The 22,264-nt window shown below is 46.7% G+C and carries 18 protein-coding genes and 1 pseudogene; 14 read left to right on the top strand and 5 right to left on the bottom strand.

Translation table 11 applies throughout. From position 1 onward, the window contains the following. Positions 1-4 precede the first annotated feature (4 nt). Together ACYQ2M_RS15545 and ACYQ2M_RS15540 are read left to right on the top strand one after the other, a co-directional pair. Positions 5-2,203: a nitrogenase component 1 gene (locus ACYQ2M_RS15545; protein WP_459917278.1), complete on the top strand. Its 2,199-nt coding sequence runs from the start codon at positions 5-7 to the stop codon at positions 2,201-2,203. After that, positions 2,190-3,566, top strand: coding sequence for a nitrogenase component 1 (locus tag ACYQ2M_RS15540; protein ID WP_459917277.1), 1,377 nt, complete (start codon positions 2,190-2,192; stop codon positions 3,564-3,566). The genes ACYQ2M_RS15545 and ACYQ2M_RS15540 overlap by 14 nt, the downstream gene beginning before the upstream one ends. Positions 3,567-3,637: 71 nt before the next feature. Here ACYQ2M_RS15540 and ACYQ2M_RS15535 read toward each other — a convergent pair whose 3' ends face one another. Next, complete coding sequence (locus tag ACYQ2M_RS15535) at positions 3,638-4,120, bottom strand: MarR family winged helix-turn-helix transcriptional regulator (RefSeq protein WP_459917276.1); 483 nt, start codon at positions 4,118-4,120, stop codon at positions 3,638-3,640. Beyond that, positions 4,117-4,611 carry a methyltransferase family protein gene (locus ACYQ2M_RS15530; protein WP_459917275.1) on the bottom strand — a complete coding sequence of 165 codons (495 nt, stop codon included), beginning with the start codon at positions 4,609-4,611 and terminating at the stop codon, positions 4,117-4,119. The genes ACYQ2M_RS15535 and ACYQ2M_RS15530 overlap by 4 nt, the downstream gene beginning before the upstream one ends. Before the next feature lie 908 nt (positions 4,612-5,519). On the opposite strand from ACYQ2M_RS15530, the gene ACYQ2M_RS15525 reads away from it, so the two are divergent. The 10 genes from ACYQ2M_RS15525 (at position 5,520) to ACYQ2M_RS15480 (ending at position 18,174) form a co-directional block, all read left to right on the top strand. Beyond that, positions 5,520-6,443, top strand: a complete 924-nt coding sequence (locus ACYQ2M_RS15525; protein ID WP_459917274.1) for a DUF4198 domain-containing protein — start codon at positions 5,520-5,522, stop codon at positions 6,441-6,443. A gap of 228 nt (positions 6,444-6,671) precedes the next feature. Then, the gene (locus ACYQ2M_RS15520) at positions 6,672-9,176 is read left to right on the top strand and encodes a TonB-dependent receptor domain-containing protein (RefSeq protein ID WP_459917273.1); all 2,505 of its coding nucleotides are present in this window, start codon (positions 6,672-6,674) and stop codon (positions 9,174-9,176) included. Between the two features lie 578 nt (positions 9,177-9,754). Next, positions 9,755-11,197, top strand: coding sequence for a heme anaerobic degradation radical SAM methyltransferase ChuW/HutW (gene hutW / locus ACYQ2M_RS15515; protein ID WP_459917272.1), 1,443 nt, complete (start codon positions 9,755-9,757; stop codon positions 11,195-11,197). An 18-nt stretch (positions 11,198-11,215) separates the two neighbouring features. Then, entirely contained in the window at positions 11,216-11,509 is a 294-nt protein-coding gene (locus ACYQ2M_RS15510; RefSeq protein ID WP_459917271.1) for a hypothetical protein, read from the top strand. A gap of 40 nt (positions 11,510-11,549) precedes the next feature. Beyond that, positions 11,550-12,398: a DUF3450 domain-containing protein gene (locus ACYQ2M_RS15505; RefSeq protein ID WP_459917270.1), complete on the top strand. Its 849-nt coding sequence runs from the start codon at positions 11,550-11,552 to the stop codon at positions 12,396-12,398. Further along, complete coding sequence (locus ACYQ2M_RS15500; RefSeq protein ID WP_459917269.1) at positions 12,385-13,803, top strand: MotA/TolQ/ExbB proton channel family protein; 1,419 nt, start codon at positions 12,385-12,387, stop codon at positions 13,801-13,803. The genes ACYQ2M_RS15505 and ACYQ2M_RS15500 overlap by 14 nt, the downstream gene beginning before the upstream one ends. 56 nt (positions 13,804-13,859) lie before the next feature. Next, a complete protein-coding gene (locus ACYQ2M_RS15495; RefSeq protein ID WP_459917268.1) occupies positions 13,860-14,444 on the top strand; it encodes a MotA/TolQ/ExbB proton channel family protein in 585 nt (194 codons plus the stop codon). Continuing rightward, positions 14,432-14,857: an ExbD/TolR family protein gene (locus ACYQ2M_RS15490; protein WP_459917267.1), complete on the top strand. Its 426-nt coding sequence runs from the start codon at positions 14,432-14,434 to the stop codon at positions 14,855-14,857. The genes ACYQ2M_RS15495 and ACYQ2M_RS15490 overlap by 13 nt, the downstream gene beginning before the upstream one ends. Before the next feature lie 3 nt (positions 14,858-14,860). Then, positions 14,861-15,676, top strand: a complete 816-nt coding sequence (locus tag ACYQ2M_RS15485; protein ID WP_459917266.1) for an energy transducer TonB — start codon at positions 14,861-14,863, stop codon at positions 15,674-15,676. Beyond that, on the top strand, positions 15,676-18,174 hold the full coding sequence (locus ACYQ2M_RS15480; RefSeq protein ID WP_459917265.1) for a tetratricopeptide repeat protein: 2,499 nt from the start codon (positions 15,676-15,678) through the stop codon (positions 18,172-18,174). The genes ACYQ2M_RS15485 and ACYQ2M_RS15480 overlap by 1 nt, the downstream gene beginning before the upstream one ends. A gap of 255 nt (positions 18,175-18,429) precedes the next feature. Here the strand turns inward: ACYQ2M_RS15480 and ACYQ2M_RS15475 are convergent, their stop codons facing one another. Next, on the bottom strand, positions 18,430-19,092 hold the full coding sequence (locus ACYQ2M_RS15475) for an endonuclease III domain-containing protein (RefSeq protein ID WP_459917264.1): 663 nt from the start codon (positions 19,090-19,092) through the stop codon (positions 18,430-18,432). 130 nt (positions 19,093-19,222) lie between these two features. Further along, complete coding sequence (locus tag ACYQ2M_RS15470) at positions 19,223-19,375, bottom strand: arylamine N-acetyltransferase (RefSeq protein ID WP_459917324.1); 153 nt, start codon at positions 19,373-19,375, stop codon at positions 19,223-19,225. A gap of 269 nt (positions 19,376-19,644) precedes the next feature. On the opposite strand from ACYQ2M_RS15470, the pseudogene ACYQ2M_RS15465 reads away from it, so the two are divergent. Further along, positions 19,645-19,776, top strand: a pseudogene (locus ACYQ2M_RS15465) (DUF3786 domain-containing protein); the annotation flags it as partial. A 44-nt stretch (positions 19,777-19,820) separates the two neighbouring features. Further along, positions 19,821-20,816: a type II asparaginase gene (locus ACYQ2M_RS15460; protein WP_459917263.1), complete on the top strand. Its 996-nt coding sequence runs from the start codon at positions 19,821-19,823 to the stop codon at positions 20,814-20,816. A 490-nt stretch (positions 20,817-21,306) separates the two neighbouring features. Here ACYQ2M_RS15460 and ACYQ2M_RS15455 read toward each other — a convergent pair whose 3' ends face one another. Then, entirely contained in the window at positions 21,307-21,960 is a 654-nt protein-coding gene (locus ACYQ2M_RS15455) for a class I SAM-dependent methyltransferase (protein ID WP_459917262.1), read from the bottom strand. Between the last annotated feature and the right edge of the window lie 304 nt (positions 21,961-22,264).

The following is a 22,264-nucleotide window of genomic DNA, read 5'->3' as shown; positions in this document are numbered from 1 at the left end:
CCATATGAAAATAGCCATTTATGGAAAAGGTGGTATCGGCAAATCCACTATTTCAGCCAATCTTTCTGCGGCCCTTGCCCATGGCGGTAAAAAGGTGCTGCAGATCGGATGCGATCCCAAGCACGACTCCACCCGATTGCTTCTGGGGGGAAAACGCATCATGACGGCCCTGGATTACATGAAAAACACCCCTGTGGCACTGCAGCACCTGAGCCAGGTTCTTCATGTGGGATACAAAGGAATTGTCTGCGCCGAGGCCGGTGGCCCGGAACCCGGCGTGGGGTGCGCCGGACGGGGCATTTTAAGCACCTTTGCCCTGTTTGAGCGCCTTGGCCTTGATATGAATGCCTTTGATGTGGTGGTGTATGATGTGCTTGGTGATGTTGTATGCGGTGGATTTGCAGTTCCCCTGAGGCGGGGATTTGCCGACACCGTCTATGTGGTGACCTCCGAGGAGTTCATGTCCATTTATGCGGCCAATAATATCCTTAAGGGGGTTAAAAATTTTGATGAAGGAGGCCCCCGCCTTGCGGGTCTGATTCTCAACAGCAGGGGGAGCGAAGAAAACAGACACTCCGTGGAAGGCTTTGCCCAAAATGTCAGGCTTCCCGTAAAACAGGTAATACCCAGAAGTGATTTATTCAGAAAAGCTGAAATGATGGAAACAACAGTGGTGGAAAGCTTTCCCGACTCCATGGAGGCCCAGGCTTTTCATGACCTTGCCCGGGATGTTCTGGAAAACCGCACCTTTTATCCTGCCCGGTTCCTCGATGAAGACTTTCTTGAACAGCTTGTCCTGCAAAAGAAGATCCCACAGACAAAGACACAAAACACAGCCCCGGCCCCACCGCCAAATAGTGATGAAAAACCGACGGAGAAAATATTCCAGGTCAAACCCGGAAGTCAAAAACCGGTTTTTTTGTCCAAAAGCCTGCTCAACCGGGAGCCCCTGCACGGCTGCGCATTTTCCGGGGCTCTTGCCACCACAACCCAGATCAAAGACACCATCACAGTGGCCCACGGCCCGAGAAGCTGCACCAACATTGCCTGCCAGGCCATTTTATCGGCAGGGTTCAGGTTGTTTACCCAGAAAAAGATACTGCTGGAACACCAGGTGGCCCCGGCGGTGATATCGTCGGACATGGATGAATCCGTGGTGATTTACGGAGGAAAAGACAAGCTTGTGAACACCCTTGAACAGGCCATGGCACAAAATCCCAAAGCCGTATTTCTGATTACCACCTGCCCCTCTGGGGTCATCGGAGATGATCCCCTTGCCGCCATCAATGAAATTCGGAACCGATATCCCCATGTACCGGTGATCCCAATAACATCAGATGGTAACCTTCAGGGGGATTACATGCAGGGTGTCATCAATGCCTGCATGGAGGGAGCCGCAGCATTGATGGATAAAACCGTTAAGCCCCAATCCCATTGTGTAAATATACTGGCGGAAAAAAATATCGCCTTTAACGCAGAGACTAATTTTAACACCGTTGTGGCACTACTTGGGGCTATGAATATTAGTGTCAATTGCCGGTTTGTCAGAAACACCTCCGTGGATCAATTGAAAAACTTTACGAAAGCCCCCCTAAATCTGCCAGCTTACACCGACTATCTGGGGCGACTCATGGCTAAATTCATTGATAAGCAACTGGGAATTCCCACGGCAAAACGTCCCTTTCCCGTGGGATTTTCCGAAAGTGCTGTCTGGGTCAGGGAAATTGCCGAATTCTTCAATGAACCCATGGCGGGGGAAAAAATCATTGATACCCATCAAAAACACTATGACACCATGATTGCCAAATATGGGGATACCCTCAAGGGAAGACGACTCATGCTCCTCACCTACATGCATGATGTGGACTGGATTGTGGAAGCGGCCTTTGATCTGGGCATGGAAGTTGTTAAAGTATGCATTTTAAATTATTCCCAGGATAATCTTTTCGTCACCCGGTATCCGGACCGTTTCAAGGTGGAAACAAACTATGACCCAGCCAAAAGAGATGGGGATCTAAAACGTTTCAAACCAGATCTTTTCCTGGGGAATTATACCCCTAAAAACCTGCCCCATCCACTGCATGTGGACATCATTCCCATGTGTCCGGATGTGGGGTTCTACGGCGGGCTTGCCTTTGCACATCGCTGGGCAACTTTAATTAAGGCACCTGTCACCGAAGGATGGAAAAATGACGGCATCTGATTATTCAGTTTATAAAAAATATTCCGCAAATCCCCTGAGTATTTCAAGCGTTGTTGTGGGCAGAGCCGGATCAGAATACGGTCTGCCCATGGCTGTTATTCCAGACAGCTTTACCGGAGCCATTGCGGCCATAGAAGGCATCAGGGATGCCGCCGTGCTGCTCAACGGTCCCACAGGATGTAAATTTTATCATGGTGCGATGTCGGAAACTCAGATGCCCCGGTCCGATTTTATTGATCCTCTGTACTATTCCGAAGAATTTTATTTTGGTCAACCCCGGGTGCCGGTGACCTATCTGGATGATTACGATTATGTGTTTGGAGCCACGGATAAGCTTGAGAAAATCCTACCTATAGTGGCCAGAAAAGGCCATGGACTAATTGGGGTGATCAATTCCCCGGGGGCAGCCCTCATCGGCGATGATCTCTTGCGCTTCATTAAAAACGCCAACCTGCCGGTTCCCTGCATTGCCGTGGAAAATACAGGCTTTTCCCAGCCCCTGGCATGGGGATTTCAAGATGCAGTCAAAAAAGTTTTGACCCGTATCAAACCCCGAAAACTTCCCCGTGAAAAAGACGGTGTCAATTTAATGGGCGTTTCCATCGTCCACCACCACTGGCAGGGCAATGTTGCGGAGCTTACCACCCTTTTACAGGCATGCGGCATCCGGGTGCACACCACCATCTGCGCAGGCTGCACCCTGGCTGAACTTGAAAATATAAGCTCATCCCAGCTGAATGTTGTTGTCCATGTCGAATATGCAGATACATTGGCTCCCTTTATGGCAGACCGATATGGCATGAACACGTATCTCCCCCCGGACGGAGCCCCCGTGGGATTTAAGGCCACGGAATCATGGATCTCCGGGGTATGCGAAATGCTTGATGTCAGCCCTGCACCGGCCCTGGCACTGATGAAAGGTGCCCGGCAAAAAAGCCATGAAGCCTTGAATCGATTCAATGCTCTGACAGGTCTGCCCAAGGGAGCCACCTTTGGCGTGGACGGGGATGCTTCCATGGCATTGCCCCTGGTGACATGGCTTTATGAGTACCTTGGCATGGTGCCGCTTTCTGTCCGGGTGAACACAGAAAATACCCAATCCACGGACAATCTCAAATCATTTCTTCAAAAAATTGATTGTGCCGGGGCATGGCAGGCCGACATGACCCACGAAACCCCGGATGTGGTGTTTGGGAGCGGGGCCGTAATTGCACGTTTGAAACTGTCCGGCAACCCATTTACAGGTATTGAGCTATCCCTGCCGGCGGGTACATACCAGCATGTGATTCCCAAAGCATATATGGGATGCCAGGGTGCTCTTTACCTCATTGAACGGATCATCAATGGCCTGGCCGGTTGTTGAGCGCAGAGGGAAAATCCATTAGTTTGTTTTAATTTTCATGAAACACATTATGTTGTGGCAAGTGGAAGAACTTATGACTGACGAGTTCCTAACTCCACAAAACCTATCTGCTCTCGAATCCGTTTAAGAAGCCGGACAGCCTGGGAAACCTCCTTGAAATCAATTCCAGGCAGGGCTTGTTCTATAATCTGATGTTCTTTTTCTTCAGATTGGCGAAAGGTAACAGCACCGAACTCGGACATCCGAATCAACATGGATTTTTTGTGAAACGGATTTTCCTCGGACTCCAGAAAACCGTCTGCAATCATCTTATTGCAAACCGTCCTTATAAATTGACGGCTGACCTCAAGCCTTAAGGCAATATGGGGAATCGTTGCCGGCCCATACCTGTCCAGGACATGCATAATTCTGCGTTGAGGAGTGCCCAGACCGGCCTGCTCATGAACGGTGTCAGTGATGGATGATAACACCCCATGAAGCTGAAAGACCTCCCGGAAAAGATCGTGAACCACCTGCCCCCGGGATTCCCCTGTATTTTTTTCCGGCTTCGTCATATCCAGCGCCGCACCTTCGCGCAATACGCCGGATACTCATTTTTAAAATTTCTTTTCATATACGATTCCTCCTTTGGAACAACATAACAAGCTAAATATACTCCCAATGGGAAATAGGAAATTATCATCCAAAGACTTCCCAGGGCAAGCCCAAGACCTAAAAAAAAAGCAGAACCTCCCACGTACATGGGATTCCGGCTAAACCGGTAGGCGCCCTTAATAACACACTGGGAAGCTGATTGATTGGTGGGCACACTGGTGCCGAGAGCTTTAAATTTCTCATGGGCGCACATCATAAATATAAAACCTGCGATTCCAATCAGGATACCAATTACCCTTACCACTGGATGATCAAGCAAGAAAAAAAAAGACGGAAAAAAGAATTCCGCGATGCCCCCTGCGCTCAGACAGATACAAAACACTACAGGTGGCATGATATTCACACCCGGATTATCATTTTTTTGATTTTTATAAGCTATTTTAACCGACATGATCTCCTCCTTTATTTGGATTAAATTTGGATTAAATCTACATCATGACAATTAAGTTGTCAAGTTGACATCTCTATTGTCGTTAATTCCCATTCATATCCAAACCGGGCACTGAATGATGGTTAGGCCAAAAGGAAATTACATCCCCATTCAACATCATCGTTAAATTTAAAATCAGCCATCTCAAATACTATATAGTGCGCTTGCATGGTCTTCAGTTATCGTCTGCAATATAACTGCCACGGGCAGAGCTTATTTTGATCCGGTTCTGCCCAGAACAAAGCTTGAAATACGCCCCTGATTTGCGGAGTATTTCATATAACCAACATGTCCTGGCGAACACAACAAAGATAGGGTCGTAGACGCGAAGCCAAATGGTATTATACCGCCGCCCCCCGACGGGCAATGGGCCCGGACCGGAACTGTAGACAGTTCAATTGTCCGGGTCCTATTGCCCATCGGGGGGGCGGCTCTGCTGAGGTTGCCTTGGAGGCTGCCTTTTCATATAACCGCCACGGGCGGACCTCATTCTGATCTCGTTCTGCCCACAACGAAGCATAAAAGAATATTAGACTTACCTACTATTTCATATAAAAAAATTGAAATAAAATTGGCGACGGAAAAAATTTCAAAGAATTTTGTGTTGAAAATCAGATTTTTATCCTCATATCAAGGCGGCTAAAAGACTTTATTTTCAAGGCTGTACCGCTTTAAGTAGGTAGCTTGTGCAGGCATAAAAACTTGATTAAAGAAAAACTCTTGACAGAAAAATAAAGATCAGATAATAAGAATCCTCAACAGAAGTTTTAATACCCTAACTTTACAAATTAATCAGCATATAGTTTTATATAGCTAATATAGTTCAAACCACTAAATAGCAATGGCGTAATAGAGTGAAGGGGGAAAAAATGATAGCAAATCGGTCAGTGTGTTGGGCTCCAATGGCATGGAACGGGTTAAATTTTAAACAATTTTGTGGGGTGATAAAATTATTGGGGCTATTTTTTGTTTCAGTCATTTTCCTGGGAAATATACTTCTACCTTCCGACACCTCAGCCCATTCTCTCTACATTCAATCCAGCAGGTATAATGTCAAAGAAGGACAAAAGTTTCCTCTCTTTTTTTGCTATGGTCATCAGATTCCGGTTTCCGACGGCTTGAGAGCTGAAAAGATCAAATCAATTCAAATCCACACCCCCACAGGCGAGGTGCGAGACATTGGCGTTCGCGATGAGATCTCACTTCATTCGTATCTGGTGAAATATGACACCAAAGGCACCTATGCTCTAACTGCCCAGACAACGCCAGGTTACTATACGATCTATGTTGACCAAAAAGGACGAGATCACCATGTGATAAAACCCCAAAGCAAGATTAAAGACAAAGCAAAAGAAATCAAGCTGAGTCTTTACAGTCGTCAATTCACAAAAAGCTATGTCACATGCGAAACATCATCAACCCCCTTTCCAGCCAATGTAGGCCTTCCGCTGGAACTGGTCCCTGAAAAGGATTTAAATGAGCTTAAAGTGGGGGAAGATCTTGTGCTAAAGGTTTATTTCAATGGAAAACCTTTTAACGGATCAGGAACCTGGGATGCCACTTACAACGGGTTTTCCACCCTTACCGAAGATTATTACTATCCTGATAAAGAGATTAATGGTGATACTATTCGGATGTTTGTTCCCAACGCCGGCCGTTGGTTTGTTCGTTATTCCATAAAAACAGATGCTCCACCGGAAGAAAAGGAAAACTACAATCAGCTGAAATGTACTGCTACATTAGTTTTTGAGATTCCCAATGAGCGGATGAGACCGAAAAAAACTTCGTATTAATGTAAGTCCGTCAACTAAAATAAAAATTTGCTGAACCTGAATAATAACATCAGGGGGCATCCTGCGGTTGGGATTGAGATAGATCCGAAAAGTGAGGGCGTAACCAGATGCGAGTGGAGATATGTTTTCTTTCGCATACGATTGCGCCCTTTTTTTATTTAAAGGTCATCAGCGAAAAAAACAATCAATCGTCTGGGTTGATCTGCAATTATTTTCTGAGGAGAAAAGATGAAATCTTTGGTTGTCTATTCAAGCAAAACTGGAAATACAAAAAAGGTGGCAGAAGCCGTTTTTGATGCACTGCCGGAACCCAAGGCAATACACCCTGTAGAAGATGCACCCAGGGTTGACGAATTCGATTTTTTGGCATTGGGATTCTGGGTGGATAAGGGAACAGCCGACCTAAAGTCCCAAGATTTTTTCAAAGAAATCAAGGGAAAACAAATCGGCCTGTTCGGCACCCTCGGCGCATATCCCGACTCTGATCATGCCAGAGAGAGTATGGAAAAGGTCAAAAATCTCCTGGCAGAAAACGAGATTTTGGGCACATTCATGTGTCAGGGGAAGGTGGATCCGGCTTTGATCGAATGGATGGCTAAGCAGTTTAAAGATGCCCCCCACCACTCCATGACACCGGAGAGGGCAGCAAGACTCAAGGAAGCTGAAAAGCACCCGGACAATGCAGATTTAATCAATGCCCAAAAGGCCTTTACTCAAATACTTGAAAAACTTCCGAAACTATTTGTTCTTTTGTGTTTTGCCTTGACGCTCAGCCTCTTTACCATTGGATTTTCCGGTGAAAATTCAATGGCCAATGCTGCAGATTCTGATTCCGATGACGAAATGATTATTATGGATAACACCTTGGTCACCGCCACCAGGACCGAAAGTAAGCTAAAAGATGTTCCCGTCAGCACAGAGATCCTCACTGCAAAGGAGATCCGTAATATGACCGGTGTCACGGCGCAGGATGTTCTCACCTATGCCGTGGGGGTCAATTTTTATGAAGATATGCTCAGATCCGCCCCTTCCATTCGCGGATTTGAAGGAAAACATACTTTGATCCTCATTGATGGCAGGCGTATGGCAGGCCCGCTGGGAAAGTTCAACGAACTGGATCGAATCACCTCGGATAATATCGAACGTATTGAGGTTATTCGTGGTCCCATGAGTACACTCTATGGATCCGAAGCCATGGGCGGAGTCATCAATATCATCACCAAAACACCAAAAAAAACCACCGGTGGCGCTGGATTTAAATACAGTGTCTATGACAATGACAGCGATGCGGATTCCACTGAAGCCACCTTCAATATCTCTGGTGCCGGAAAAAACATGGGCCGCTTGGGCTTCTTTCTTTCCGGAAGTATTATTAACAAGGACCCATTAAAAAGCAATGAGGATGAATATCTTTCATCCGATAAGGAACTCTACAATATCAGCAGCAAGCTTACCTGGAAATTTTCCGATGTACTCTCATCAGACATTACCTTTGATTTTTCTAAAGACGACATTGAAAACGAGTATTTCAGCAGCTACATGCGAAGTTCAGATAACTGCTATGAACAAATGGGGACATCCCTCGGACTTGCTTACGATACAAAAGATCTCCAGGCCAATGCAAGGGCCTACTTCTCCACCTGGGAAAAGGATTATGAATCAAGGTACGCCCAGGATTACACCAAACGAGGCACACTTCATCCCAAAGGGGAGTTACAAGACTTTAGCAATGACGAACGAGAAACCACAGTGGTGGAAGCCTCGGTCTCAAAGGTATTAATTAAAAGCCATCGAGTCACCCTGGGTGGGGATTGGCGCAAAGAATTGTTTCACAGCGCCCGGAACAGCACCGGCAAGAACCCCTTCACCCTGACGCGTGAAGGAATCACCATTAAAGGTTCCGACTATGAGCCTTCAGCATATTCCCTATTTCTTCAGGATGAGTGGTTGATCAGCAATAAATTATTGATTATCCCCGGTATCCGTTATGATAAACCCGATGACTTTGATAACGAACTGAGTCCCAAAATCGGTATCACCTGGTTTGCCCATCCACAATTCAGAATAAAAGCCAACTACGGACATAGCTACGCCACCCCTGCTACAGGCCAGCTGTATAAAGACTGGTACGGCATGGGAGGCAAATATCATATCTTAGGCAACCCTGATCTTGATCCCGAAACAAGCGACAGCTATGAAATTGCCCTGGAAGGCGAAATCGGCAGATTGGGCGGACGGGTGGCCTTGTTCCATAACGATATAGATGATCTAATCGACACCGTCAAGGCTGGAAAAGAAGCAGACACCGGTGCCACCATTTACAATTATACCAACATCAATAAAGCTGAAATCAAGGGCTCGGAAGTGGAGTTCAATATCAAAATTCATACAAACCTCACCTTTGAGGCCGGGTATGCCTATCTTGATGCCACCGATAAAAACACAAATGAACGATTGGAACAGCGACCCAAAAACAAGGTTACGGCAAAACTATTTTACACCAACGATGACTATGATTTTAACGTCAATTTTTGGGGTGAATATGTGTCGGATTTCCTTCAGGATGAAAAGGATTATAGCTTTACCGTTTGCAATCTCAACGTCAAAAAACGCTTCCTCGACGGGGTGGAAGTTTATGTTGGAGTGGACAATATTTTTGATGAATTGGAAAAAGATCTCCACAACAGAGTGCTGGGTTCCAAGTATTATGCCGGAATCAATTATAACTTTTAAAGACATCTGTAAATATTCGGTCAGCACCCCCATCTTCACCTGTTTGCTATGCAGCCCCAAACAGGCGAATTTGGGGCACTGTCCTAACATTGAAAATACCAACCCGAATATTTACGTACATTCTTCATATCCTAACACTGCCACGGGTATACCGCATTATGATCTCGTTCCGCCCACAACAAAACTTGAAATACTCCCCGGTTTTTCGGAGTATTTCATATAACCCACATGTCCTGGCGGACACAACGAAGATAGGGTCGTAGACGCGGAACCAAATGGCATTATGCCGCCCCTCCCCCGACGGGCAATGGTCCCGGACCGGAACTGTAGACAGCTCGATTGTCCGGTTCCTATTTCCCATCGGGGGAGGGGCTCTGCTGAGGTAGACTTGAAGGCTACCTCTTCATATAACATACATGGCTGCTACCACCACACCAGCCACGACGAAAGTTGAAACTCTCATCATTGCAGCACCTTGGACGGAGTTTCTTATAAAAAAAATATAAAACAGTTGTGCTGGTTAGTATTTTAATTCCTTAATTTTCAAACCAAAGTCATTGACAGGATGGGTTGACCGAATGAAAAAAAATGTAAAACACCAGGCGGTATTCCATGAAAGCGAGGAATTACCTCTTGATAAAAACAATCAAAAGAACACGCAAAATCTGGGCAAACTGGATCTTATGACCTCCCATATGACCCGAAAAGAAGATCGAGCTTTCTTTGCCAGAGAAAATGTCAATCCCTTGACCAATGCCTTTGATAAAAAAAGTACCGTACATGCAGGACTTGGAGGAAAACCGGTGAAGCAATCCCGGATAACCGCAATTTGGAATGAATTGATGGATACCCCACGGGATCGACAAACCGCTCTTTATGTTCATATTCCTTTTTGTCGGACCCATTGTCTCTATTGCGGTTTTTATCTCAATCCGGTGACAGATATGTCCAGCAAAATGTACACAGATGCCCTGATCCGGGAAATGACTTTGGATATGGACAAAAAAGCCAATGGCCAATACCCGATCCACGCTGTCTACCTGGGAGGAGGCACCCCCACCACACTGGACCCTTTGGATTTAAAACGCCTGTTACAAGCGATCAAATCCTATTTTCCCCTGTCCAATGATTGTGAAATTACAGTGGAAACCACGGTGGGCGATCTGGATGAGGAGACTCTGTCATCTGCCTTGGAAGGAGGGGCCAACCGCTTTTCTGTGGGAGTTCAGACTTTTGATACCAACATACGAAAAAGCCTTGGGCGCACCTGTGACACCGATACAATCATAGAAACCCTTACCCGCGCGCGGGATACCGATAATGCCGTAATGGTGATTGATCTCATCTATGGGCTGCCCGGTCAAACCATGTGCATTTGGAGGAAGGATATTGAGCACTTCAAATCACTGGAACTGGATGGGGCTGATCTGTATCAACTCAATACTTTTAAGGAAAGCCCCCTGGAAAAGGCTATAAACAAAGGAAGATTACCCCCTGCAGCCACAATCCCTGAACAGGCAATCATGTTTGCAAGGGGTGTGTCAATGATGACAAATGCCCATTATAAACGAATTTCCATGAGTCACTGGGGGCGGGATACACGGGAAAGGAATTTTTATAACCTTCTTATAAAGCAAGGTACACCGTGTCTTCCCCTGGGGTCCGGAGCCGGTGGATCTCTTCACGGATACGGTTGTTTTTCCATGAACAAGCTCACCCCCTATCTTGCCGCCCTTGAGACCGGGAACAAACCCCTTGCAGCTTTGATGGCCTATCCAAAACAAAAAGCCGTCATCAACACCATTACCGGTGAACTGGAAGTGGGTCATCTCAATCTTGCAAACATTAAGCAAAAACATAAATTTGACTTGGCCCGGGTATGCGCACCTCTTTTGGAACAATGGGAAAAGGTGGGCTTGATCCAGCGACAAGGAGACTGGATCGACCTCACCGTTCCCGGTCAGTTCTGGCAGGTCAATCTGGCCCAAGCCTTAATTGATTACTGCCATAAAAAACAATAATAATCTGGAAAAGCAAGCATGGATATTCAAAAAAAAGAAATAGTCAGCACACTGAACAGCAGTGTCAAGGATCTCCAGGAAAGAATGGATCTGCATTGCTGTCTGGTCTCCTCGATTTTGGAAAACCAATTGGATGAAAGGCATATTCAATCTTTTTTCGATCGCTGTCCCAAACGATCCAGGGAGACAGCACTGGAAGATGCCATCAAACATGCCATTGACGTATTGGAAGACACAAAAAAAGCATTTAAGTCCAAAAAATTAGAATACCTGAGAAAAGACTTAACCAGAGCTCTAATTGAAGCGAGATAAGGAAATAAAATGATTGGAGACTTTAAATGAAGGAACTCGTATGAATAATCGTTGGCATCCATTATCACTGTATGTCCTTTTGATGCCGGTTCTGGTCATTGGTTTTTTATTGATATTTAAACCCGGACCTGTCCTGGGGAGCTCCCACACTGCCTCCCAGGTCAGACAGGCTGCAAAAAAAACCGTAATTACCGATACCGTCACACAGAAAGCAATAGAATCCTGGGTGGACGAAGAACAACAACTTATGGATCGGATCGAGGCTGCCTCAACCCGGCTCAAACACACCCAATGGCAGGCGGAAAAAAATAAAATTTTTCAACAAACCCTTGCTGCCAAAATTGAAATCCTAAAGGCCCAAGGTGTTGAAATGGAAAAAGTGGAAATGGAACTTCTTCCGGTTTTGGAATCAACCCTGAAGAGACTGGGTGATTTTGTGAATAAAGATTTACCCATGGAACTTGGACTCCGCCTGAAATCCATCAATACCTCCCAGTCGGTCTTGGACGATTACGACATGACGCTTCCGGGCAAAACCCGGGCCGTACTTGATACGCTTATAAGGGAGGTGGACATGGGATATACCGTGGGTGTCAGGGAGGATGAAATTGAGGTGAACGGCCAGACCCGGCAGGCTAAACTCCTGAGAGTGGGTCGTATCGGCCTGTTTGCACTGACGCCGGATGGACAGACAGCCTATGTCTGGGACAGGGAACAGACGCGTTATATTGCCTTGAAAGGAGGGACAACAGATATTGTCCAGGCGATGGAAATAGCTGAAGGAATCCGGATTATCGCATTGAGTCGACTTCCTGTTATCTTGCCGGAATCTGCCGAATCCGCACAGGCAGAATTTGCAGAGGAAGGAGAGTCCATTGAAAACAATTAGACGACTATTTATGATCCTTGCTTTTCTTGGAGTCTCTGGAACAACACCTCCGGTTTTTGCAGACAAGATCCTTGATGTGGTGGGGGAATCTGTAAATTCAGAACTCAAAACAGCCTTAAAAATTCAGAAATCCAATGGGGAAAAAATTAAAAACAAACGCAATCAGCTGATCCGGGAGCTTGCAGACATAAACAGCCGCCTGGAGGCTGCACAGCTCGAACTTACAACCGGCAGAGAACAGCTCAAGGCAATGGCCGGTCAAAGGCAACGTCTTGAAAAAGAGATTTCAACCCGGCTGGCCGGAAAAGAAGAATTGGAATCCATTATGCGGGATGCGACCCGAAATCTTCTGGGCCGGGCGGAAAAAAGTCCCGGTTCAGCTGAACATCCCGAAAACATCCAGACCCTTAAGTCCATCTTGGACGAAAAGCATCTGCTGGGAATGGCCGAACTTGAAACTCTTATCAATATCTGTTTCAAAGATATGGCCAAGTCTGCAACCCGTAAACAATATACCGGAACGGTTCTGGACCGGAACGGGGAAACCGTGGAGTCTGAAATCACCCGCCTGGGACATATGACGGCTCTATTACGATCAGGGAACAAAATAACTTACCTGACTCTGTCCCCGACATCCGGACGTCTGGTGGTGGGAGCCAAACCACCTTTTCAGGTCAGAAAAAACCTTAAAAAATATCTTGAAGGAAAGACCGAAAAACTATTTCTGGATATTTCAGGGGGTATCGCCATTTCCCAGCTTTCCCGGAAGGTGAGCTGGATGCAGCAGCTCAAAAACGGTGGAATTCTGGTCATCCCCATACTGGTGGTGGGAATTGTAGCCCTGCTTTTGACCATTGAACGTCTATTGTTCCTGGGAAAAGTCCGCCACAATACCGACGCACTCATGACAAAGGTAACAAATCTCGTTGCCCGTGGAGACTTCAAGGCTGCCCTTGTTGCCACCATTCCCCACAAAAACCGTCCTACGGGCCGTGTTCTCATGGCCGGACTGGCACTTAAAAATGAATCTGAAACCGTGATGGAAAGTGGTCTGTCAGAAGCTATTTTAAAAGAAACTCCCCGGTTGGAACGTTTTCTTTCTGCCCTGAAGGTATCGGCAGCCGTTGCGCCGCTCCTGGGACTTCTGGGCACTGTCACAGGTATGATCAATACCTTTCAGGTAATTACGGTGCACGGCACCGGGGACCCTCAGCTCATGGCCGGGGGGATCAGTGAGGCCATGATCACCACCCAGGTGGGCTTGGCTGTGGCCATCCCCATCATGATTATTGCCGCATTCTTAAGCCAGCGAGCCCAATCACTGGCCAGAGATATGGAAGAAAAGGGACTGGCCCTAATGGCTGCTTTGCTCAAGACAGAAACCAACGCAAAAATAGAAACCTGAATCCAATGGAAATCTTTTTTAGAGTATGGAACATTATCGAAACCGGGGGACCTGTCATGATACCCATAACCCTATTGTCTGCATGGATGTGGGTTCTCATCATCTATAAAGCAGACTGGGTCCGACGAAAAACCCGGCATATCCTTTCTGTGGCAGATGCCCTGAAATGCCTGGAATCGACGGACCGGATTGTACCAATTACGGACTGTCCCCGGGCTGGCATTCTGAATTTTTTTCTTAAAAATCATTTCAGAAAAAAAACGGGAAAATCAGGCAGGTCGGATCAGATTTTTTTCGAAGTGGCCGTCCGTCGTCAAACCAGAGATTTTTACCGTCATATCCCCACCATCATGGTGCTGGCTGCGGCAGCTCCTCTATTGGGGCTTTTGGGAACCGTCACAGGCATGGTGGAAACCTTTCGGGTTATCGGACTCTACGGTATGGGTAACTCACAGGCCATGGCGTCGGGAATAAAAGAAGCCCTGATGACCACCCAGGCCGGGTTGGTGGTTGCTCTGCCAGGTCTTCTTGTGGGGCAGTTCATGCGTAAAAAAATACGGGCTGTCCACCAGGATATCATGATTTTTCACCGGGCCGTAAACCAATGGCTGGAAAAGGAAAAAGAAAAATGCACAGAATAGGTAATCTTTCAGGCCCCTCGGGTATGGATGACAATGATCTTGAAATAAACATGATGCCCTTGATTGACATGATTTTTATTCTCCTGATTTTTTTTCTGGTTACGGCCAGCTTTGTCCGGGAATCCGGTGTAGAGGTAAACCGGCCCGAGGCGGTTACGGCCCAGGCAAAGGAAGCCGTGGGTTTTATCGTGGGTATCACCGAAGACGGCAACGTTTTTATGGACAATCAGAACGTTGATTTAAGAAGAGTCCGGGGCCTTGTGGAAATTTTCTTAACCGAAAACAGCGAGGGTGGCGTCATCATTGATGCAGACGGAGCATGCCCCACTTCCCGGCTGGTGGCGGTTCTTGATCAATGCCGCCTGGCAGGGGCACAAAATATTGCCGTATCTGCCGTAAAACCGGGACGGTGAACAATGCAACACACAGCCATGTACATAACAGCTCATCCCTGGCGCAAACTCTTTCTTACGTCAACAGGTATCCTGCTTGGAACCGGCGTTCTGGCCCTGATTCCTTTTTTAATGCATCATACATCAATGAAGCATAGAAACTTCCCGACCCGGGAAATCCGCCTCATTGCCCAAGAACCTCCATCTTTAATCGAACCCTTCCAGGAAAAAATCCCCGAAGTCCCCCCACCGCCTCCGGAGCCGGATATAGATATCCCTCCCCCCGAATTGCCTGACCCCATAGTTCAGGAGTTGCCGGAACCACCGGTTCCGGCAACTCCCCATCCGGAACCCGTAGAGCTATTACCCCTGCAGCAACCCCTCGTTGCGTCCGTCAACCTTCCATCTCTGTGCGCCCTTGACGTAAAAGGAGTGCCGGTCCAGGCCGGTTTGTCAGGGTCCGGAGTTAGATTTTCCAAGATACCCGTACCCGGACACCTTCCTGTTCCAAGAACTCCCATAAAAAAACCGGTGAACAAAATTCGCTTCAATATGAATGAATTGGATACCCCACCGGAAAAAATTTCTGCCATCCAGCCAATGTATCCCTACCGGGCCAAGCGAATGAATATTGAAGGAATGGTATCAGTCAAATTTCTGGTGGACCGGTCAGGAAATGTTCGGGAACCGGCAGTCATTAAGGCAGATCCCTCGGATATATTTGAGGAAACTGTCATCAAAACCATTAAAAAATGGCGATTCAAGCCGGGAAAAAAGGACGGCAAAACAGTGGAAACATGGATAAAAACCAGTATAGAATTTAAATTGGAGCAAAGCTGATGATCAACATCGCATGGGGTCTGAAAAAACAAAAAAAAATGGAACCCTTAAAAAGGAAAACTTTATTTTTAAAATTTGTTTTTGCCTTTGGCGCATTAGCTCTTTTTATTCTGTTATCGGGTAAACAGGCGGCATGTCTGTCTGAGACCACTTCCCCCTGCCCTGAAATGCAAGCCCCCCTACCGGCTGTGGTTCATGAAACCGTCCTCCGGGCCGAAGAGCTTGACAAGGCAGGAAAACACAAACAGGCTGCCACACTTTTATCGAATTTTCAAAAAAAACATCCCGAACATATTTTTGCCTATATAGACTATGATATCGGTTTCTTTTTTTACAATGCCGGTGATAGCAAATCTGCGGTTTCACACCTGAAAAAAACAGTTAAACTGGCTCCCTGTTTTACAGGGGGATGGCAGCTCCTGGCAGCTGCTGCCCAAGGTATGAAGGATTATAAATTGGCGGCCCGGGCCATGGAACAAACCGCAGTCATGCTCCATGATCCTGATCTGAAATACCAGGCAGCCCTGTTATGGATGGAAGCAAAATCCCCGAAAAAAGCACTCCCTCTTTTGCGGGATCTGGAAAAAACAAAACCTGTCAAATCCGAATGGCTTATAGCCTTATCCAATGTTCTGGGTACCCTGGAAAAAAAAATAGAAATGGCCAGGACCATGGAAAAAGCGGCCAGGTCCGGGAATTCTCCGAATCTCTGGTTCCATGCCGCCTGGCTTTGGGTGGATGCCGACCGTCCCCGTAATGCACTGGGGCTTCTGGAGGTGCTGGCTCAACGAAAACAAGTCAAGGCAGACTGGCTTTTAATGCTGTGCAATGTCTACATGACACTGAACAAACCCCATAAGGCTGCCCAGACCATGGAGCGTGCAGTAACGCTTGATTCATCCCCCCAAAACCTGTATACGGCAGGAGTCCTATGGCTCCAGGTGAACAAGCCGGTAAACTCAAGAAAACATTTATTAAAATTAATTAAGTTAACCCCCCCCAAGGCAGACTGGTTTGTGGCCCTGGCCCAGTCATGGATCATGTCCAAACAGATTGCCAAGGCGGCCCAGCCCATGGAAAAGGCTTATAAAATAAGCAGAAAACCGGACCATGCCTATCAGGCAGGGATACTCCGGCTTCAGCTGAGCCAGCCGGACAATGCGTTAAACTCTCTCTTGTTTCTGGAAAAGCAATCCCGCCCAAAACCCAAATGGATGAAGGCTATTTCCGATGCATGGCTCATGAAAGAAAAATTCAGTCAAGCGGCCCGGGCCATGGAAAAGGCGGCAGAAATCAGCAAAAAAAACAAACATTGTTACCGGGCCGCCCGGTTATGGCTCCAGGCCCAGGCACCTGAAAAGGCTCTGCCTTTGCTCACCCGGTTGGCAAAAACAAAAAACCCCAAGGCAAAATGGTGCATTGCCCTGTCCAATACCCACTTGCTTTTGAAACAGAATCTTCAAGCCGCAAGGGCAATGGAACAGGGTGCCCGCATCTCAAACAAAGGCGAGCACTTTTATCGGGCAGCCATGCTCTGGGACCGTGAAAACAATCAAAAAAAAACCATTTCCCTGCTCCGGTTGAGTATTGCCTCCAAACCAGCCAAAAGTGTCTGGTTCATAGAACTTGCCACCCGTCTACTGACAGCCAAAGAAACAACCGAGGCCCTTTCCGTCATGAAACAGGTCCATTTCACAGATGAGGCACCGGCCCTGAAATACAGAGGGGTACTTATTTGGCAAAGGCTTCACCGCCCTGAAAAAGCCCGTCCCATCCTGAAACAACTTTGCCTGATGCCAAAGCCCGAATACCCATGGCTGGTTTCCATGGTCAGACTGGACATGGAACTGAACCTTTGTGATGAAGGATCTGCAATGTTGGCAAAACTTTTAAATTGCTACCCAGACAAACCTGAATCCTGGAAACTTGCGGTGTGGATGGCCCAAGAAAAATCAGATTATGTAGAAGCTGCGGCAGCCATGGATGTGGCGATACGTCTAAACTCCCAAAAAAACACGCACGATTTAACGATTTTGGGACATTACTACCACATGGCCGGAATTCCGGAAAAAGCAGCCCGGAGCTTCAGGCAAGCAGCCGGCCCAAACCCGTGCCCCAAAGATTTGGACCAAATAAAGGATGTGCTTCTTGGAGGAAAACGCTACGATCTGGCTCTGAAAACGGCAAAATCCGCCCTTGAAGCTGAAAAAACCCCGGCCCGGTGGGAAACTGTGGGAGACATTACCTTTCTTATGAGGCGATATGATGAAAGTTCCCGGGCCTATCTGAAGGCTCTTGAGCTAACCGACAACCCAACTCTGAAGATAAAGTCAGGCTATGCCCTGATGAAACAGGAAAAATTCAAACTGGCCTGCCGGTATTTTCAAGATGTCATTGAACAAAAAGATATAGAAGAATCAATTCTAACAAAGGCTTCCCAGGCCATGGCATATATCAAAAATATTCAAGCAATGATGCCATCATCTGCAGCGCTTTGAATCATATCGGCGATGCGATTCAAGTACTTGGGGATGGCCCCCGAATAGTGTGTGCTTTTTATAAGAAAGAGTAGGCAAGTCTAACACTCTTTCATACTTCGTTGTGGGCAGAACGAGATCAGAATAAGGTCTGCCCGTGGCAGTTATACGACTTTCAGGATAATAAAACTTTTCAGATCATGTGACAACTATCCTAACAATGGGGGAAGGTAAAGCCAATCATATGATACATCCGGAGACGGCGAAAGATTTCCCTCATTCCCCATGTTCAATTCCAGGGGTGCAGCCATCGCACAAAGGGGAGATCGGGCATTCATGGCAAAGAGGAGAGCGTGGCCTGCAGATTTTCTGGCCAAAAACAGCCAGTATTTCCGAATAGGCTTTCCAGTATTTTTTCGGCATTTCTTTCCGAAGGGCCATTTCCGTCTGGTCCGGGGTACGGGTGGACGTAAGTCCCAGGCGGTTGCTGATTCTGTGCACATGGGTGTCCACGCACAGACCGGGTTTGCCAAAGGCTTCCACCAGCACAAGGTTGGCGGTTTTACGGCCCACACCCGGCAGGGCCAGGAGGGCTTCCATGGTGTCGGGTACCCTTGAATGATATTTTTCAAGGAGAATGTGGCTGATGGCAACCAGTCGTTTGCCCTTGGTGGGGGAAAAAGAGGCTGGATGGATCAATGCGGCAATGTTCCGGCTGCCAAGGGCAATCATCTGCCCGGGGGAGGCGGCCTTTGGGAATAAGCGTTGGCATGCCTGTCCGGTGACGGCATCCCGAGTTCTCAGGGAGATGAGGGTTGCCACAAGGATGCAAAAGGGGTCTGCCCCATCCTGGGCAGCAACGGTGATGGCGGGTGCGGGCCACGAGGCGTACACCTTGGTTAGGATGTCCATGAGTTGATCCATATCCCGGATATGCATGTTGTTTTCTTCCAAATTTGTCAATTTAAAAAGTTTATAGCTGATTTCATATGGCTTAATAGATACCCTTGGTTTTGAATCCCACGTTGGCAAATCTACTGCCGGTATCCATGTGAACCTGGAACATCATTTAGGTGCGAGGAGGGACAGACGTATTGCCAAAGGGTACCCGGGCCGTGAACATGTCCAGTTTAAAACTGATTTTCTGTAAAACTGCCGCAAACGGAAGGTTGTGTTCAAAACAGTATCCGCCCATTTTTTTCAGGATCAGTTTGTTGAAAATATCACCCAGGGCACGGCCAGGGGCCGCTTCAAAAAAGGGTAAATATTTTCAAAGCAGATGGATGTAACCTGGGCCTTGTGTGGTTATCCAGCCATTGTATCAGTGACAAAAGGTATTTTCAATTTCGTTGCCATTTTACCCCATTAATATTACAAAGAACCTCAAAAGACAATGTGGATAGTAAATATTCGGCCAGCATCCATATTTACCTGTTTAGGCCTGCTACATGGCATTCGTATGTTACGTAGCCCCAAACCTATCTTAAAGCGGATGATGAGTTCCCGGCATCCGTGACCTGTCTTTTTTCCAACAATGCCAATCAGTTTTTGCCCGTGGATGGCCTTGCTGATGTGGGGGAGTATACCTCTAAGAAAATTTTAAAATTGGTTGATGATATTTAAATATTCAATTCGGCGCAAAACACTTGCAGGAGGCGTAATAATCAATGAAAAGACTTCCCAATATTATTATATTGGCCACTGGCGGAACCATTGCCGGTGCTGCCCCCTCATCCACCCAGGCGGGATATACCTCGGGAAAAATTGATGTCCAGGGCATGATCCAGGGTGTGCCTGATCTTGAAAAACTGGCCCGGGTAACTGGAGAACAATTTTCCAATGTGGGTTCCCAGGACATGTCCTTTGAAATTATGATCAATCTTGCCAGCCGCATCAATGCGCTTCTGATGAAGGAGGAAATCGACGGGGTGGTGGTCACCCATGGTACCGATACCATGGAAGAGACCGCCTTTTTTTTGAACCTGACCGTAAAAAGCGCCAAGCCCGTTATCATGACAGGCGCCATGCGGCCCTTCACAGCGCTTAGTGCCGACGGTCCCTTGAATCTTTACAATGCCGTGGCCGTGGCTGCAGATCCCAGATCCCGGGAGCTTGGGGTGCTGGTGGTAATGAATGACCGTATCCACGGGGCCCATTCTCTGACCAAGAGCAACACCACCTCGGTGGAGACCTTTTTATCGCCGGTGAATGGACTCATGGGTACTGTGATCTACGGGACCATCCAATATTTCAGAGGTCCCTTTCGCAAACATACGATTTTCAGTGAATTTTCCGTTGAAGGGGTCAGATGCCTGCCCCGGGTGGATATCATGTACGCCTGTGCGGACATGCCGCCGGATCTCATTGATTGTTCCGTGGCCAAGGGTGCCAGAGGCATTGTCATCGCTGGTGACGGCAACGGCAACATGAACCAGGCCACTGTCAAGAAGGGGGCTGAGATGGCAAAAAAGGGGATCTTTATTGTTCGTTCTTCCCGGGTTCCCACGGGCACAGTGGGTAGAAATTTGGAAGTGAATGACGATGCCAATCAATTTATTGCATCGGATGAGCTCAATCCTGCCAAAGCAAGGATTTTGCTCATGCTGGCCCTTTTAAAGGATCGTAGTTTTCAACAGGTCCAGGAGCTTATTTATACCTATTGATGGGGCTGTTCAGTGAGCTTGCCATCGACGATCTGCCCATGGGTGCGGTTGAGTCCTTGGGGCATTTTGATCTCATTCAGCCAAAGGGCCAGAAACTATGCCGGGAGGTCTGATACCGACATCTGGGTGAAGACATGGACGCATCGGTATGGGCCCATCCTTCCATGGTCTTCATGTTTTTCCAGATTATATATTACCCTGAAAATCGGATAAAGCGCACACTTTAAACTCAAAAACCCATTCATGAAGCGCGGATTACTTGAAAAACGGCGCTCTTTTCTTGCCTTTTTAACGTGTTTGAATTACATTTATGCGCACACTTTAAGGAGAGGAATGCACATGGCTAAACCAGTAACTGGCAAAACTCACGTCGGAAAAAGTACAGACTGTCATGGGTAGCTGTCGATGGTCTACCGAATCAGTAGCCAGAGACAGGCTGTTCTTAAAGTACTTGGGGATGGCCCCCGAATATGTGCGTTTTATACGACTTTCAAGATACTAACAGCTTGTTAGAAATATTTTGCTTTTGGGCTATTATAATAACATCTTCTGTAACCTCACCGTTTGGCTCTATATAGTCTATGTTGTATTCTTTGGTAATAGTTAAACCACAACCCCTTATTAATTTTCTCATTCTTGATTTGTCATGGTAATAGATAAAAAACTGATTGTCCCCTCCAAACGAAGTCTTTTCATATCCACTTTTGTTACCTTGCATAAAACTGATATACAGATATTTACCGCTTTTTATCAATGAAATAGCGTTTCTCAAGCACTCATAAGTTTGAATCTTATCCAAATATGGAATTCCAAACCCAATAATCACTGAATCAAATTTTTTTATACTTTGGAAATCTTGGAGAGTATGTTTATAAAAATTTCCATTGGGGACATTCTTTTTGGCTTGCTCAAGCATTTTTTCTGATAGATCAACTCCAACAACATTAACGCTAATTTTATCTGTGATATATTTACTGATCTGAGCGGGACCACATGCAAGGTCCAGTATAGTGTCTCCCGTATTTAGCTTTTCTATCAGAAAATCATAGGTATGGTTGTAGTTTGTAAGTTTTGCGATAGACGCGACAAATTGTTCTGCGGATTTATCATATGCGTGAATCGTATTTAATTGCTCTTCATTCAAGACTTTTGACCTCATTCTCATTTCATAACGCTTAAGTTAATTCGGTGCGCTCTCAGTAGCAATCATGCTCCCTTCAGAGTTCAAGCGTGTCCGCCCCAACTTATTGTTACACTATCCGAATTTTTACATCAAGCGTCACATGCTTGATGAAAGGGAAAAGACGGCTCTATCTCATTCTCAAGTTCATCCTGCAATTTTTATAAGAAAGAGTAGGTAAGTCTAACACTCTTTCATGCTTCGTTGTGGGCAAACCGAGATCAGAATGAGTCTGCCCATGGCAGTTATATGAAAAGACAGCCTCCAG

Source organism: Desulfocicer niacini (assembly GCF_054657595.1).
The sequence above is the reverse complement of the archived record's forward strand: the minus strand, read 5'-3'. Positions and strand labels throughout refer to the sequence as shown.

What these genes read in the sequence shown, in the direction of transcription:
- ACYQ2M_RS15485 (WP_459917266.1), top strand. Translation starts at nt 14,861, where the DNA reads ATGCAACACACAGCCATGTACATAACAGCTCATCCCTGGCGCAAACTC.
- ACYQ2M_RS15495 (WP_459917268.1), top strand. Translation starts at nt 13,860, where the DNA reads ATGATACCCATAACCCTATTGTCTGCATGGATGTGGGTTCTCATCATC.
- ACYQ2M_RS15545 (WP_459917278.1), top strand. Translation starts at nt 5, where the DNA reads ATGAAAATAGCCATTTATGGAAAAGGTGGTATCGGCAAATCCACTATT.
- ACYQ2M_RS15540 (WP_459917277.1), top strand. Translation starts at nt 2,190, where the DNA reads ATGACGGCATCTGATTATTCAGTTTATAAAAAATATTCCGCAAATCCC.
- ACYQ2M_RS15460 (WP_459917263.1), top strand. Translation starts at nt 19,821, where the DNA reads ATGAAAAGACTTCCCAATATTATTATATTGGCCACTGGCGGAACCATT.
- ACYQ2M_RS15535 (WP_459917276.1), bottom strand. Translation starts at nt 4,120, where the DNA reads ATGACGAAGCCGGAAAAAAATACAGGGGAATCCCGGGGGCAGGTGGTT.
- ACYQ2M_RS15505 (WP_459917270.1), top strand. Translation starts at nt 11,550, where the DNA reads ATGAATAATCGTTGGCATCCATTATCACTGTATGTCCTTTTGATGCCG.
- ACYQ2M_RS15480 (WP_459917265.1), top strand. Translation starts at nt 15,676, where the DNA reads ATGATCAACATCGCATGGGGTCTGAAAAAACAAAAAAAAATGGAACCC.
- ACYQ2M_RS15520 (WP_459917273.1), top strand. Translation starts at nt 6,672, where the DNA reads ATGAAATCTTTGGTTGTCTATTCAAGCAAAACTGGAAATACAAAAAAG.
- ACYQ2M_RS15530 (WP_459917275.1), bottom strand. Translation starts at nt 4,611, where the DNA reads ATGTCGGTTAAAATAGCTTATAAAAATCAAAAAAATGATAATCCGGGT.
- ACYQ2M_RS15510 (WP_459917271.1), top strand. Translation starts at nt 11,216, where the DNA reads ATGGATATTCAAAAAAAAGAAATAGTCAGCACACTGAACAGCAGTGTC.
- ACYQ2M_RS15525 (WP_459917274.1), top strand. Translation starts at nt 5,520, where the DNA reads ATGATAGCAAATCGGTCAGTGTGTTGGGCTCCAATGGCATGGAACGGG.
- hutW (WP_459917272.1), top strand. Translation starts at nt 9,755, where the DNA reads ATGAAAAAAAATGTAAAACACCAGGCGGTATTCCATGAAAGCGAGGAA.
- ACYQ2M_RS15490 (WP_459917267.1), top strand. Translation starts at nt 14,432, where the DNA reads ATGCACAGAATAGGTAATCTTTCAGGCCCCTCGGGTATGGATGACAAT.
- ACYQ2M_RS15475 (WP_459917264.1), bottom strand. Translation starts at nt 19,092, where the DNA reads ATGCATATCCGGGATATGGATCAACTCATGGACATCCTAACCAAGGTG.